Here is a 13802-nt window from a genome sequence, read left to right as displayed (position 1 = left end):
ACGTTATTTTATTTTAAGTCTAAGTAAATGAAAAAGACTAAATCAATAGTTGTTTTAGCAATCACAGCTTGTACGTTGTCTGGTTGTCTACAAATGTTTCCACCTTCTGTAGTGGAGGTGAATCCTGGTGTTTACCAACTTCATGCTCAAAGTAATGCATTTGGTTCAAGAGAAGCCTTGAGGTCAAAGTTAATCGGGAAAGCAGAAGAAATATGTAAAGACAAAGGGTTTGATGAGTTGGATAGCAATAACAAAATCGTAAATCATCATACTGTCTACAATTCAGGACTGCTAATTCCAGTAAATACCAAAGCAGCCGTTTTGAAAGTTAAATGTAAAGATTAATTTAAATAGAAGTTAGCCATGTGAGAGTTAGTTCTGCCAGACATATAACGGTATAAGAAACCCGACTAAGTATCGACTAATGGCGGGGTTTTTTATTATTAAGTATTTCTGTAATATTTATATATTAGTTTGGCGCTGAACGATTAGTGCTAGAAATCAAAAGAAGGGCGGATCTTTTTTCGCTAGCTTCATTTCTGCTTGAGAAGAGGAAGAGAGCTTTTTTATTATTTAAGAAAAAACATAATTTTTTAGATGGAATTTAAATAGTGATGTACACAATTAGATATGTTCATCGGAACAATATTTACTATATTGCTTCGAATATTGAAGGAAATTTTATTATTCTTGAGTCACTTGATTCAGAATTTCGTATGGGCCATCAAATTTCTTATGATGGTGAGCAGGTATTTAACCTTACTTTGAATGATGAAACTGATGCAGTCATTAAACTACAGAGTGATGAAAAAACAGCATACGAATACTTACTTTCGGTTAAATAAATTAGCTTTTGAGTATGAAGTATTTCTGTAAGAACTAATTAAGAGTAGAAGGTACTCTACAAAATAAAAAAGTTAAAAAGCTTTGTTTCTTTTGAAAAAGCTATGGTATGGTTAATCACACTTTAATTATGGTAGTTAAAACAAATGAACTGTTTATTGAATAAAATCACGACAACCACCACGACCTTTAAGGAAGGCTGCGTGTGATTTTTTATTAAAGTGACTTAATAAGATGACCAAACCCAGCCAATAATGGCTGGGTTAATTTTTCTCTGTTCATTATTGGTTTTACAGAGAAAGATTATGAAAAAATTCAGTAGTAACTCAAAATCGGCTTTACTCGTCATTGATATGCAAAATGGCCTATTTAATAGCCAGTCTAAGCCACATAATGCTCAACTTGTACTTTCAAATATTGTTAGCCTTATTGAATATTGCCGCTTGAATGATAGACCAATTATCTTTATTCGGCATGTCGGTGAGAGAGGCACACCATTAGATCCAAACGGCCCGAACACTCAACTGATCACAGACTTACCTTTTAATCCACATAAAGATACAGTCATTGAAAAAATGTACCCGAGCAGCTTTAAAAATACTGTTTTAAAAGAAGTGTTAGAGAAACTTGATGTTGATGAAATCATAATTACTGGAATGAAAACTGAGTATTGTATTGATACTACTGTTAGGACTGCTTCAGAGAATGGATATAAAGTGATATTAATCTCAGATGCACACACCACAACTGATTCAGTCGCTTTAAATGCTCTGCAAATAATTGATCATCATAACCAAGTTTTAAGCAATGCTTTTGCTCAGTTAAAGACGACAGCACAGTTTATTTCTTAAATTTAATTTAGACATAAAGTGAACAACTTTATTCAAAAAGTCTTATTAGCTGTATATCTATTACGGCATAAGAAGCCTTGCTAAAGACGAGTTGTTGGTAGAGTTTATAGCGATGGTAGGAATTGAACCTGTAGTAACAAAGAGCCCTTTTCGGAGGGCTTTTTATCAAGAGGGTGTAAGTTTCACTAATTAATGGCGAATTAGCGTTGAATAAGCTGTCATAATTGTTAAAATGCGCACCTTGTCCTGTTTTTATATTGTTTATTGTTTTGCATCCATTTTGCAAAATTAAATATAAAGTAATTGAAAACAGAAACTTAGCTAAGGATTTTTGAATGCTCTCTATTTATTTAACAGATACCGAACAACATGTGCAATTTAATGATTATCCCGGTGATCAGCCTGTTAAGTTTCTGTTAAATCTTAAAAAGATTTTCCCAAGTACAGGTGATCTGTTGTTGCCGGTTTTACCTGATGATAACGATCTAGAAAATGTAACGTGGGAATCAACTTCTGAAGATTTTGATGTCTTTAAAAAGCTATTAGCTGGATGGGGTGTTATTGAACTCCGTTTAAATGCAATTACGGCTTATAAAGATAAAAATTTTGCGAATGAGTTAGTGAAGCAAGCTCAAGCGAAACGTAAGAAAACAGCACAAAAAAATCATGAACTCTCTTTGGTTGCACTTGATTATATTTTTATGCACGAAGTTCACGCATTGATTGATTCAGAATTGGTCACGATTGGTGAGAAATTTTATTTACCAACCTTGCGTGAGCAATGGAAAGGTACAGTTTCAGACCCAGTGCTCAACGGAAAATTCTAATTAAACACAAAAGGTGAATTTATAAAGATTCACCTTTTTTATTTTTATAATTAAATTAATGGTTTATAACTTGATAATTACTGGTACAAAAGTTTACAAGAAAAGAATGCGTTTTTTTTAAAGTGGCAGATACATTGCTTATATAAATACAAAATTATTGCGGGAGAGAGGTTCGTAAGAACCCGCCGAAGGAGCAACAAGCCCGGAAACTCTCAGGCAGAAGGACTGTAATAATTAAAAAATCTGGAGAGAAGCTTAGATTTATAAGAATTGAAAATAATAACTTATAAATTATAAACTCACCGAAGGGGAAGATCTAAACGTTAAAAGGTAACGTTGGGGTCGAAACTCTCAGGTACCAATGACAGATGGGCTGTACTGATGAAATGTTTTGCATTTCTGAGGAGTCTGTTATGCCACATGTTATTGTGATAGGTGCGGGAATCACAGGGGTTACCTCTGCCTATGAATTATCGCAACTAGGTTATCAAGTCACAGTGATTGATCGACATTTATATCCTGCAATGGAAACATCATTTGCCAATGGAGGGCAATTATCGGCTTGTAATGCCGAAGTATGGAACCAAAAAGCCACTGTGGTTAAGGGCTTTAAATGGATGAGACAAAAAGATGCACCGCTATTGCTGAATCCTTCATTTAGTTTGCATAAGTATAGTTGGTTGGTTGAGTTCTTATCCCATATTAAAAATTATGAAGCTAATACGATCGAGACGGTCCGATTGGCATTGCTCGCCCGTAAGCGCTTGTTCGAAGTTGCAGAAAAAGAGCAACTTGACTTTGATTTGGAGAAACGTGGCATTCTTCACATGTATCATAGTAAGGCCGATTACGAGATTGCTAAACAAGTCAATAATGTATTGAACAAAGGTACATTGGAGCGCTATTCGGTTTCATCTGATGAAATGAAAACAATAGAGCCATCGTTAACGGGTGACTATTTTGGTGGCTATTACACGCCAAGTGATGCAACGGGAGATATTCATAAATATTCAACCTCTTTGGCTGAAAAGACTAAACAATATGGCGTTCAGTATAAATTTGGTCTGGAAGTCACAGATATTAAGTGTCATACAGACAAAGTGATCGTAAGTTGTCAGCCAAGTGCAGAGCATCCATATCTTGTTGAATCCGATAGCATCCAGATCGAAGGTGATGTGCTTGTGGTTTGTGGTGGTGTAGGGAGCTATCAACTTGCCGATATGATTGGTGAGCGTGTAAATGTTTATCCAGTAAAAGGCTATTCAATTACCGTGCAATTAAAAGATGAGCAAAGTGTGCAGAATGCACCGTGGGTCAGCTTACTAGATGAAAGTGCAAAAATCGTGACTTCTCGTTTAGGTAAAGATCGACTGCGTGTGGCGGGTACTGCGGAATTTAATGGTTACAACCGTGACATACGGGCTGATCGTATTCAACCATTAGTGAATTGGGTAAACCGTAATTTTGATATTTCAACTGAGCATGTGGTGCCTTGGGCGGGGCTAAGACCTATGATGCCAAATATGTTGCCTGTGGTGAAGCAGTCTAAACAACCTCGTATTTTCTATAATACCGGACATGGGCACTTAGGTTGGACTTTGTCTGCGGCAACTGCAGTTTTAGTCGGTCAGGATATTGCCCAGAAATATCCAGTCTAGAAAGTAAAAAGCCAGTGTTTAAACACTGGCTTTTATTTAACGTATTAATCATATAATCGGTAGATTCCGCTAAAACGCTCACAGCCTTTTTGTTGTGTTTTCACATTAAGTAAAGCTTTTTGAAAATTAAACTGATATTTACAGTTATGTTCATTGTCTAAAATTTCACTTTTTTGTTCAGGTGAACTATAGGCCATCAAAGAAATCGTTTGAGTTTCTTTGCGGTTATTTGGATTGCGATATGCGATTCCTTCAATCTTGATTTTATCCTTTGCAAGCTGATGGACCTGAATGTGAACAGGTTGTGTAGCTATACGTCCATTTTCAAACTTAAGATAATGTTGAGTAAGTGTTTGCTTAAGTGACGCATAAAAATTTAGGTCATCAGTACGTAAATCAAACTGTTGCTGAACGCATGTATTACTCTTGCATTGCTGAGTATGTTTAGACCATAACTTTTGTGTATCCTGTAAAAGCTGTAAGGGGGCATCAGTAACTAAATATGCAGAAAGATATTTATTATTGAGTTGCTTTCTCGATTCACTAAATGTTTTTGAGCAGATTTTAAGCTCAGTTCCAGAATTGGAGCAGTCTATTGATTCTGCAAAGACAAGAGATGAACATAAACAACTCAGTGTCACGGCAAAACTTAATCTTTTCAAATGATTCATATCAGTATTAGACAGCATGATCGCTTATACTTTCAGTCTACTTTGCTAGGTGTACTATAGCGAAACAGAAAGGCTGAATACAAGATTTCTTAAGTTTTTATGGAAGGTAATAGTTATATGGTTGCTCAAATTCGTATTGGACAGGGAATGGATGTGCATGCCTTTGAAGCAGGGGACTTCGTTACATTGGCTGGCATTCAAATTCCACATACACATGGCTTGAAAGCACACTCTGATGGTGATGTGGTACTTCATGCCCTATGTGATGCTTTGTTGGGCGCTTTGGCACTCGGAGATATTGGACAACATTTTCCTGACACTGACCCAGAATACAAAGGCGCAGACAGTCGAGTATTGTTAAAGCATGTTTACCAACTAATATTGGATCGTGGTTATCAGTTAAATAATGCTGATATTACGGTGGCGTGTGAGCGTCCCAAATTAGCTAAGCATAATTTGGAAATGCGTCAAAGCATTGCTGATGTTTTAAATGTAGATGTTAATCAAATCAGTATTAAAGCAACGACGACCGAAAAACTAGGGTTTACCGGTCGTCAAGAAGGTATTTTAGCTACAGCAACTGTTTTAGTCTCTCATCACACCAAGTGATCGGCCTGTTGTAAAGATTGTTGAAGCTCAATAGTTGCCTTACGTCCTTGTAGTTGTAAGGTAATACTATGAATAAGCCCTGTCCAAGTTTCATTAGGTTCCCAAGTTTCGTGGAGTAAATCTTGAGAAGTAGGCATGTCCATATTCATATAAAACTGTCTGTAAACATACATAAGGCAACTAGAGCGATCATTTTTAGTACAGTGAATCCAGACAATTTCATTCTGGACCAAATGATCAATGAGATCGAGTACCAATAAACATTGCTCTGCAGATGGCGTTTCCCAATCAATTGGAATGTGGATGTAATTTAAACCAATATCTAGGCAAATACGATCTTCATTCTCAATGTGGTTTGGTGCATTACTTAAAGCAAGGTTAATGACTATGCTACAACCATATTCTTTAATCAGTTTTAGTTGTTCGATTGATGGTTGAGCCGAACTAAATAAGTGCTCATGAATAACGGAAAAATTAGGGATTTGAGCTAATGATTGTTCAATAGTTGTCATGGTCGTACTCGGCAAGAGTAAGTTTGGCTTGTTGTGTTGAATGTTATACACGATTATATCTAAGAGATAAAATACAGCTTGCTTATATATTCATCAGCCTCAACAAGAATATTAAAAAAATTATAATAAATAAAAGAAGTCATTTAGAAAATAAAAAAACAGCACAATAAAAGTGCTGTTTTTTAGAAAGAAATTAAGCTTATTTCAGACGTTCATTTAATAAGAATTCCATCAAAGCTTTTTGTGCATGTAAACGGTTTTCCGCTTCATCCCAGACTACTGCATTTTTATGGTCGAGCATGGTTTCAGAAATTTCTTCGCCACGATGTGCAGGTAAACAATGCATGAATAAACATTCAGGATGAGCAAGTCCCATTAATTTCTCATTAACTTGAAAAGCAGCAAAGGCTCTTTCGCGAAGCTTCTGTTCTTCTTCTTGTCCCATGCTTGCCCATACATCTGTCACAATGAGGTCAGCATTTACGGCAGCATCTTCTGCATTGTCAAAAACTTCAACACAATGACCAAACTCTGCTAAAAATTCAGGTTTAGGCTCATATCCTTTCGGCGATGCAATTTTGAGTTTAAAGCCCATCATGTGTGCAGCTTCAATATATGAGTTACACATATTATTGCCATCACCAATCCAAGCAACGGTTTTGCCTTTAATGCTACCGCGGTGTTCAATATAAGTCTGTAAATCTGCAAGTAACTGGCAAGGATGATGGTCATCTGTTAAACCGTTAATAACAGGAACTTTTGAATATGATGCAAAACGTTCAATAATGTCATGACCGAAAGTACGAATCATCACAATATCAAGCATACTTGAAATTACACGTGCTGAGTCTTCAATTGGTTCACCACGACCTAATTGTGTGTCGCGAGGCGATAAGAAAATCGCACTACCACCAAATTGATTAATGCCTGCTTCAAAAGAGATACGTGTACGCGTGCTTGATTTCTCAAAAATCATTCCCAATACTTTACCAACAAAAGGTTGATATACCTGATTGTTATGCTGCATTTTTTTAAGCTCGCTTGCGCGTTCTAAAATGCGATTAAGTTCTAGAGTGGATAGATCACGTAAAGTCAGGAAATGTCTTAGAGCCATGTAGCTACTCCATAATAATTGTTATGAAATACAACAATTATCTGTTGTTGGCTGGGTGGATGTGGAAAAAAAGAAGTCTACTATACTATAAGCATTTTAAAATGCAAAAGAATTAGACTTTATGATGGCCTCTTAAGAAAACATCAACACAATAGTTAATATAATCAATTACTTCTTTTTCATTTGGTGGGAGTGGCATCCCCATAATCATGCGCCATTCAATATCACGTAAAACTCCAAAATACATTAATGAAGAATGGTCGGGAGATGTACAATGAATCTCGCCAGATTGATGGGAAATTAAAAGTGCTTGTGCAATCGTATTTTGTACATCTTGAGCACATTTTTCATATAGATATTGGCTTAAAGTGGCATTGCATTGAGTTTGTTCAATCACTAGGCGTAAAAAGGCAATATGTTCAGGCTGGATAATGTGAGTGTAGAAGCGAATGAGTGTGTGAATTAAATAGTCGCGTAATGAACTTTGAGAGGGGTGAAATGCTAGACAAATATCTTTAAAAAACATTTCACGGCGATAATCGCAAATTGCGGTAAATAAGCCATCTTTATTACCGAAATATTTATAGATAGAAGTTTTTGAACCTCCAGCATGATTAACAATGTCATCAAGAGAAACGGCATCATATCCTTTATCCAAAAACAGCTCGGTTGCACTTAGCAATAGAGCTAAGCGACGTTCTATACCTCTGCGTGTTTGGGGTTTTTCACATACTGAATGATGTGACTCAAGGACGGAATCGTGCATAAAATTTCATAACAACGGTTAACTTTGCTTGTTTAGTATAGCAAAACTATCTTTAAGGGTGGTCATCACTATTTTTTTAGATCATCTGCTGAACAGTAATCACTTTATTTAAAAAATAAATGAATAGAAAATATAAACTTAGAGTGAATTTTGAAAATATTTAATGATGTAACCTGATGTTCATTTTTAAATTTAATAAAAAATAAAGCGGCTAAGAATGTTTTAGCCGCTTTTAATTTAGGTACTAAGCTTTTTAGGCTTCAGTTTGGGTAACCTTATGTTCATCTTCTTCATCATCGTCAGCAGAATCCATTCCAAGTTCTTTTAACTTGCGAGTTAAGGTATTACGGCCCCAACCCAGTAATTCTGCTGCGTGGCGTTTACGCCCGCGAGTTTGCAGTAAGGCTGCATTAATTAAGGTGCGCTCAAACATTGGGGTCGCAATATCCAGAATCTTCATTTCACCATTTTTAAGTTTTTGAATCGCCCATTGGTTAAGTAGTTCATCCCAATGATGTAGTGAAATGCGCTCAAAAGAAGGTGCAGGTTGCCCTGATTCACTATTTTTTTGTAGTGGAACTTGTTTGAGTTCAGAAGGTAAATCTTCTGGATAAACTTCACGTCCGGTGATCATTACAGTTAACCAGCGACACGTGTTTTCAAGTTGTCGAACATTGCCGGGCCATGGCAACTGTTGCATATAATCTGTTGTCTCGGTACGTAAGATTTTTGGGCTCACGCCAAGTTCTTTACCTGCGCGTGCAAGAAAATGCTGAGCAAGCATTGGAATATCTTCGCTACGGTGCGCAAGTTTAGGAATGTGAATACGAATCACATTTAAGCGGTGATATAAGTCTTCACGGAATCGACCTTCATTCACCAGTTTTTCTAAATCCTGATGCGTTGCCGCAACGATTCGAACATCCACTTTAACTGGGATATGCCCACCTACACGATAAAATTCACCGTCGGCGAGCACACGAAGTAATCGAGTCTGTGTTTCAAATGGCATATCACCAATTTCATCAAGGAATAGTGTTCCGCCATTTGCTTGTTCAAAACGGCCTTGATGCTGAGTATTTGCACCTGTAAATGCACCTTTTTCATGACCAAATAACTCGGTTTCAATCAAGTCTTTTGGAATTGCTGCCATATTTAAAGCAATAAAAGGCTTGGCACGGCGAGGAGAATGCTTGTGTAAAGCATGCGCGACTAACTCTTTACCTGTACCTGATTCACCATTAATTAAAACAGTAATATGAGATTGAGATAAACGGCCGATAGCGCGGAAAACCTCCTGCATTGCAGGAGATTCACCAATAATTTCTGTTGATTGAAGAGGCGTAGCTGTTTTTGTCGCTTCTTGCTGTTGTAATTTGTTGATATGCAGGATTGCACGATTAACCAAGGCTAAGGCTTCATCAATATCAAATGGCTTTGGTAAATATTCAAAGGCGCCTGTTTGATAGCTTGAAACAGCAGACTCTAAATCGGAGTGTGCAGTCATAATAATGACAGGTAAATCTGGATGAGAGTTTTTGACTTTAGATAAGAAAGTTAAACCATCAATTCCAGGCATTCGAATGTCGGTTAAAATGACATCGGGCGCATCATGGTGTAAACGTTCAAGTGCAGTTTGAGCTTCTTCAAAATTAGTGACATCAAAACCTTCTTCTTTAAAGGTCTTTTCTAATACCCATCGCATGGCGCGATCATCATCAATAACCCATATTTTATTTCGCGACACGGTCTGACTCCCAAGGTAAATATAAGCTAAAAATAGTTTTTCCAGGAACAGATTGGCATTCAATCATTCCATTATGTTGATGCATAATATTCTGTGCAATACTCAGGCCAAGCCCAGTACCTTTTGCTCGTCCAGTAACCAATGGATAGAATACTGACTCTAAAATACTCTCCGGTATACCTGGTCCATTATCCTCAATATCGACCCGCACAGTAGATCGGTTCAGCACACCATTAATCGTGACAAGACGTTGTATGCGGGTACGTAGAATTAGCTCTGGTTCCTGATCTGTGAAAAATGACTTATTTTCCGTGATGGCTTGAATCGCATTTACACTAATGTTGAGCATCACCTGTATGAGTTGATCTCGATCAGCATGAACATCGGGTAAAGACAAATCGTAATCACGAATAATTTTAATTTTTTTCTTGGTTTGATTTGCAATAAGAGACCGTACCCGTTCTAACGGCTCATGCACATTAACATTCTCATAACTTGGCAGTTGTCTAGAACCTAACATGGTATCAGCTAAGTTGGTTAAACGATCTACTTCATTAATAATGACATCGGTGAATTCCGCATAAGTCTTATCATTTAAGCTGCGAGCGAGTAACTGGGTTGCTCCCCGAATACCTGCAAGTGGATTTTTAATTTCATGGGCAACGCCACGTACGAGCTGTCTAGCGACCTGATGTTGTTGAACAAGATTTTCTTCTTTTGAAATCTTTAACATGCGATCGATTGGATTGAGTTCGATCAACAATAATGGATGGTAGCTTTTACCTGCATTTAATTGAGAAACTGTGTAATCCACATGCAGGTCTTTAAAGTTGACATTAATGACAGCTTCTCGGCGCGTATAAGGTTGTCCGGTTTTTATGGTGTTCAATAAAGCTTCATGCGTATTAAAAGTATCGTCAGGGGCATGAAGTAAGTTTAAAACTGGTTGCCCTGAAGCACGCAGTAAACTTATATCAAATAGTGCTTCGCAAGCTGAATTTAAGTAAAAAATATTCAAATTACTGTCGATTAATAAAATCGCAGTAGTTAAATTGTCTACCAAGAGGCGATAGTCGATAGGGTTGTGTTGATCCATTAGCGAATCGTTCCTGTCTTAAAATAGCGCAATGGCATCTTCATTGGTTATCGGATTTTCACCGTTATAGAACATGAATGATGCAAAATATACGCCAACTTTGTTTATGGGTTATTTTAAAGTTTTAAGGTACTTAAAAACGCGCTGAAATCGCTCTTTATATCTTTTGATCAAAACAGATAGCTCAAATCTAGATAATAACATGATCTAAATTGGTGCAAAGGTGAGTTTTGGTGCAAATGTTGGTTGTATTTTGGTGCATTACACAAAGAGTAGGCTTTCCACCTATGCTTGAGACAAGAAAAGACATACAATACGCGCATTCAAGTGGAGCGCAGATTCATGAAGACCCCCAAAGTCGGTTTTGTTTCTTTAGGTTGTCCTAAGGCATTGGTAGATTCTGAACGAATTTTAACTCAGTTAAAGACTGAAGGTTATCAAGTAGCATCAGATTATGATGGTGCTGATTTAGTAGTTGTTAATACCTGTGGTTTTATTGAATCTGCGGTACAAGAGTCGCTAGATGCAATTGGCGAGGCCATTAGTGAAAATGGTCGAGTGATCGTTACTGGGTGTTTAGGTAAAGATGAAGATAAAATTCGTCAAATGCATCCAAACGTTTTAAAGGTTACTGGTGCAGCAGCTTATCAAGATGTGATGGAAGCTGTACATGAATATGTACCAGCACCACCTAAACATAATCCGTTTATTGATTTGGTTCCTGAACAGGGAATTCGCTTAACACCAAAGCATTATGCCTACTTAAAAATATCTGAAGGATGTAACCATCGTTGTACCTTCTGTATTATTCCAAGTATGCGTGGTGACTTGGTTTCTCGTCCAGTTGGTAGTGTATTAGAAGAAGCTGCGGCACTTAAAAGAGCGGGTGTTAAAGAAATCTTGGTTATTTCCCAAGATACATCAGCTTATGGCGTAGACACCAAGTACAAACTTGACTTCTGGAATGGTCAACCGGTTAAGACAAAATTCTTCGATATGTGTGAAGCACTAGGCCAATTAGGTATCTGGGTGCGTCTACACTATGTTTACCCATATCCACATGTGGATGCGGTAATTGATTTAATGGCACAAGGTAAAATCCTGCCATATCTAGATATTCCATTCCAACACGCAAGCCCACGTATTCTTAAGTTAATGAAGCGTCCGGCTCATAGTGAAAATACATTAGAAAAAATTAAATTATGGCGTGAAAAATGTCCTGATCTTGTGATCCGTTCTACTTTTGTGGTGGGTTTCCCAGGTGAAACTGAAGAGGACTTCCAGATTTTGCTAGATTGGTTAGTTGAAGCTCAACTTGATCGTGTAGGTTGCTTTACCTATTCACCAGTCGAAGGCGCAACGGCAAATGATTTGCCAGATCATGTGCCAGAAGAAATTAAACAAGAGCGTTACGAGCGTTTTATGCAAGTCCAGCAACAAATTTCTGCTGCCAGATTGCAAAAACGTATTGGTCAAACGATGACTGTATTAGTCGATAGTTTAGAAGATGAATATCCTGTTGCCGTTGCACGTTCTTATGCTGATGCTCCGGAAATTGACGGTAATGTGTTCGTAGAAGATATCGATAAGAACACTATTCAACCGGGCGATATGTTGGAAGTCGAAATTACCGATGCGGATGAATACGATTTATTTGCAAAGTTAATTAAAATTAAATCGGTTTAATCGAAATATATTTAAAGAGCATTCAGTTTAAGAGGTTTTGGAGCAAAGTCATGGCGGAAACAATTAGCCCTCGTTATTCACGTATTCTATTAAAATTATCTGGTGAGGCATTGTCAGGTAATAAAGATATGGGTATTGATGCCCAAGTTTTAGATCATATGTCCCTTTCAATTGCACACTTGGTTGGCTTAGGTGTACAAGTGGGTATTGTTGTGGGCGGCGGTAATTTGTACCGTGGTAGTCAGTTGCAAAAAGATGGCCTAGTTGGTCGTGTAACAGGCGATCAAATGGGTATGCTTGCAACTGTGATGAATGGCTTAGCTATGCGTGATGCTCTAGTTCGTCGTAATATCAGAACTCGTCTTATGTCTGCATTGCCAATTGGTACAGTGGTAGAGTCTTATTCAAGTCGTGATGCTATCCGTCATTTGAGTCAAGGTGAAGTTTGTGTTTTCGTTGCGGGTACAGGAAATCCATTTTTCACAACGGATACAGCAGCATGTTTACGCGGAATTGAAATTGAAGCGAATTTGATTTTAAAAGCGACTAAAGTAGATGGCGTTTATAATAAAGATCCAAGTAAATTTGAAGATGCTGTTAAATACGATCATTTAACCTTTGATCAGGTGTTAGATGAAAAACTTGGTGTTATGGATTTGACGGCTATTTGTTTATGTCGCGACCATAATGTGCCACTGCAAGTTTTTGATATGAATAAATCAGGTGCGTTATTGTCAGTAGTAATGGGTGAAAAAGAAGGGACGCGCGTTACTAAATAATGTACGTGTTACCGAAAGCTCTTTATACTAGCGCTAAATTAAATTTGTTAAATATATCTTTGAATAAATAAGTAAGGTAGATCATATGATTAACGATCTGAAAAAAGACAGCGAACAGCGTATGTTAAAAACTCTAGAGTCTTTGGAGCTAGGGTTTGCTAAAGTTCGAACTGGCCGTGCACACCCATCAATCTTAAATGGTGTGATGGTTCCTTACTACGGTTCTGATGTGCCTTTAAATCAAGTAGCAAACGTGGGTATCGAAGACTCACGTACACTTGTTGTTCAGCCATTTGAGCGTACAATGGTTTCAGCTATTGATAAGGCAATCCGTGAAAGTGATCTTGGTTTAAACCCAATTACAGCAGATGCAATTCGTGTACCTTTACCAGCATTAACTGAAGAAACACGCCGTGATATGCAAAAAGTTGCGCGTAATGAAGCAGAAAATGCAAAAGTTGCGATTCGTAATATCCGTCGTGATGTATTAGGTGATATTAAATCATTGCTAAAAGAAAAAGAAATTTCTGAAGATGACGAACGCCGTGCAGGTGATGATATTCAGAAAATTACTGACAAATATGTTGCAGAAGTGGACAAACGTCTTGCAGCGAAAGAAGCAGAATTGATGAAGGTCTAATTT

General features: G+C 37.4%; 15 protein-coding genes and 1 riboswitch. Of the genes, 9 read left to right on the top strand and 6 right to left on the bottom strand.

Annotation, left to right across the window (positions count from 1 at the left end; all coding sequences use genetic code 11):
- Nucleotides 1-27: 27 nt before the first annotated feature.
- The 5 genes from KTH84_RS04670 to KTH84_RS04650 all read left to right on the top strand — a co-directional run bounded on the left by KTH84_RS04670 (nt 28) and on the right by KTH84_RS04650 (nt 4179).
- Nucleotides 28-345, top strand: a complete 318-nt coding sequence (locus KTH84_RS04670) for a hypothetical protein (protein WP_262472208.1) — start codon at nt 28-30, stop codon at nt 343-345.
- Nucleotides 346-614: 269 nt separating this feature from the next.
- Nucleotides 615-845, top strand: coding sequence for a hypothetical protein (locus KTH84_RS04665; protein WP_197731006.1), 231 nt, complete (start codon nt 615-617; stop codon nt 843-845).
- A 303-nt stretch (nt 846-1148) separates the two neighbouring features.
- The gene (locus KTH84_RS04660; RefSeq protein ID WP_133973030.1) at nt 1149-1694 is read left to right on the top strand and encodes a cysteine hydrolase family protein; all 546 of its coding nucleotides are present in this window, start codon (nt 1149-1151) and stop codon (nt 1692-1694) included.
- A gap of 335 nt (nt 1695-2029) precedes the next feature.
- A complete protein-coding gene (locus KTH84_RS04655; protein WP_042894121.1) occupies nt 2030-2521 on the top strand; it encodes a hypothetical protein in 492 nt (163 codons plus the stop codon).
- 150 nt (nt 2522-2671) lie between these two features.
- A riboswitch (glycine riboswitch) is annotated at nt 2672-2759 on the top strand.
- 175 nt (nt 2760-2934) lie between these two features.
- Nucleotides 2935-4179 carry a D-amino acid dehydrogenase gene (locus KTH84_RS04650; RefSeq protein ID WP_262472204.1) on the top strand — a complete coding sequence of 415 codons (1245 nt, stop codon included), beginning with the start codon at nt 2935-2937 and terminating at the stop codon, nt 4177-4179.
- Between the two features lie 44 nt (nt 4180-4223).
- Here the strand turns inward: KTH84_RS04650 and KTH84_RS04645 are convergent, their stop codons facing one another.
- Complete coding sequence (locus KTH84_RS04645; protein WP_262472202.1) at nt 4224-4868, bottom strand: hypothetical protein; 645 nt, start codon at nt 4866-4868, stop codon at nt 4224-4226.
- A gap of 99 nt (nt 4869-4967) precedes the next feature.
- On the opposite strand from KTH84_RS04645, the gene ispF reads away from it, so the two are divergent.
- Nucleotides 4968-5459, top strand: coding sequence for a 2-C-methyl-D-erythritol 2,4-cyclodiphosphate synthase (ispF, locus tag KTH84_RS04640; RefSeq protein ID WP_003652198.1), 492 nt, complete (start codon nt 4968-4970; stop codon nt 5457-5459).
- Here the strand turns inward: ispF and KTH84_RS04635 are convergent.
- From KTH84_RS04635 to glnL, 5 genes are all read right to left on the bottom strand, one after another.
- Nucleotides 5447-5971, bottom strand: a complete 525-nt coding sequence (locus KTH84_RS04635) for a protein tyrosine phosphatase family protein (RefSeq protein ID WP_042894227.1) — start codon at nt 5969-5971, stop codon at nt 5447-5449. The genes ispF and KTH84_RS04635 overlap by 13 nt on opposite strands.
- Nucleotides 5972-6170: 199 nt before the next feature.
- On the bottom strand, nt 6171-7085 hold the full coding sequence (argF, locus tag KTH84_RS04630; RefSeq protein WP_262472199.1) for an ornithine carbamoyltransferase: 915 nt from the start codon (nt 7083-7085) through the stop codon (nt 6171-6173).
- 112 nt (nt 7086-7197) lie between these two features.
- Nucleotides 7198-7851: a TetR/AcrR family transcriptional regulator gene (locus tag KTH84_RS04625; protein WP_133973038.1), complete on the bottom strand. Its 654-nt coding sequence runs from the start codon at nt 7849-7851 to the stop codon at nt 7198-7200.
- 253 nt (nt 7852-8104) lie between these two features.
- Entirely contained in the window at nt 8105-9598 is a 1494-nt protein-coding gene (glnG, locus tag KTH84_RS04620) for a nitrogen regulation protein NR(I) (RefSeq protein ID WP_202741852.1), read from the bottom strand.
- Nucleotides 9585-10694: a nitrogen regulation protein NR(II) gene (gene glnL, locus KTH84_RS04615; protein ID WP_262472196.1), complete on the bottom strand. Its 1110-nt coding sequence runs from the start codon at nt 10692-10694 to the stop codon at nt 9585-9587. The genes glnG and glnL overlap by 14 nt, the downstream gene beginning before the upstream one ends.
- A gap of 342 nt (nt 10695-11036) precedes the next feature.
- Between glnL and rimO the strand changes: the two genes are divergently transcribed.
- From rimO to frr, 3 genes are all read left to right on the top strand, one after another.
- Entirely contained in the window at nt 11037-12380 is a 1344-nt protein-coding gene (gene rimO, locus KTH84_RS04605) for a 30S ribosomal protein S12 methylthiotransferase RimO (protein WP_042894136.1), read from the top strand.
- 50 nt (nt 12381-12430) lie between these two features.
- Complete coding sequence (gene pyrH, locus KTH84_RS04600; RefSeq protein ID WP_003652185.1) at nt 12431-13159, top strand: UMP kinase; 729 nt, start codon at nt 12431-12433, stop codon at nt 13157-13159.
- An 85-nt stretch (nt 13160-13244) separates the two neighbouring features.
- A complete protein-coding gene (gene frr, locus KTH84_RS04595) occupies nt 13245-13799 on the top strand; it encodes a ribosome recycling factor (RefSeq protein ID WP_042894139.1) in 555 nt (184 codons plus the stop codon).
- The last annotated feature ends 3 nt before the right edge of the window (nt 13800-13802 follow it).

It is taken from the genome of Acinetobacter sp. WU_MDCI_Abxb74 (assembly GCF_025513915.1).
GTDB classification, from domain to species: Bacteria; Pseudomonadota; Gammaproteobacteria; order Pseudomonadales; family Moraxellaceae; genus Acinetobacter; species Acinetobacter calcoaceticus_C.
The sequence above is the reverse complement of the archived record's forward strand: the minus strand, read 5'-3'. Positions and strand labels throughout refer to the sequence as shown.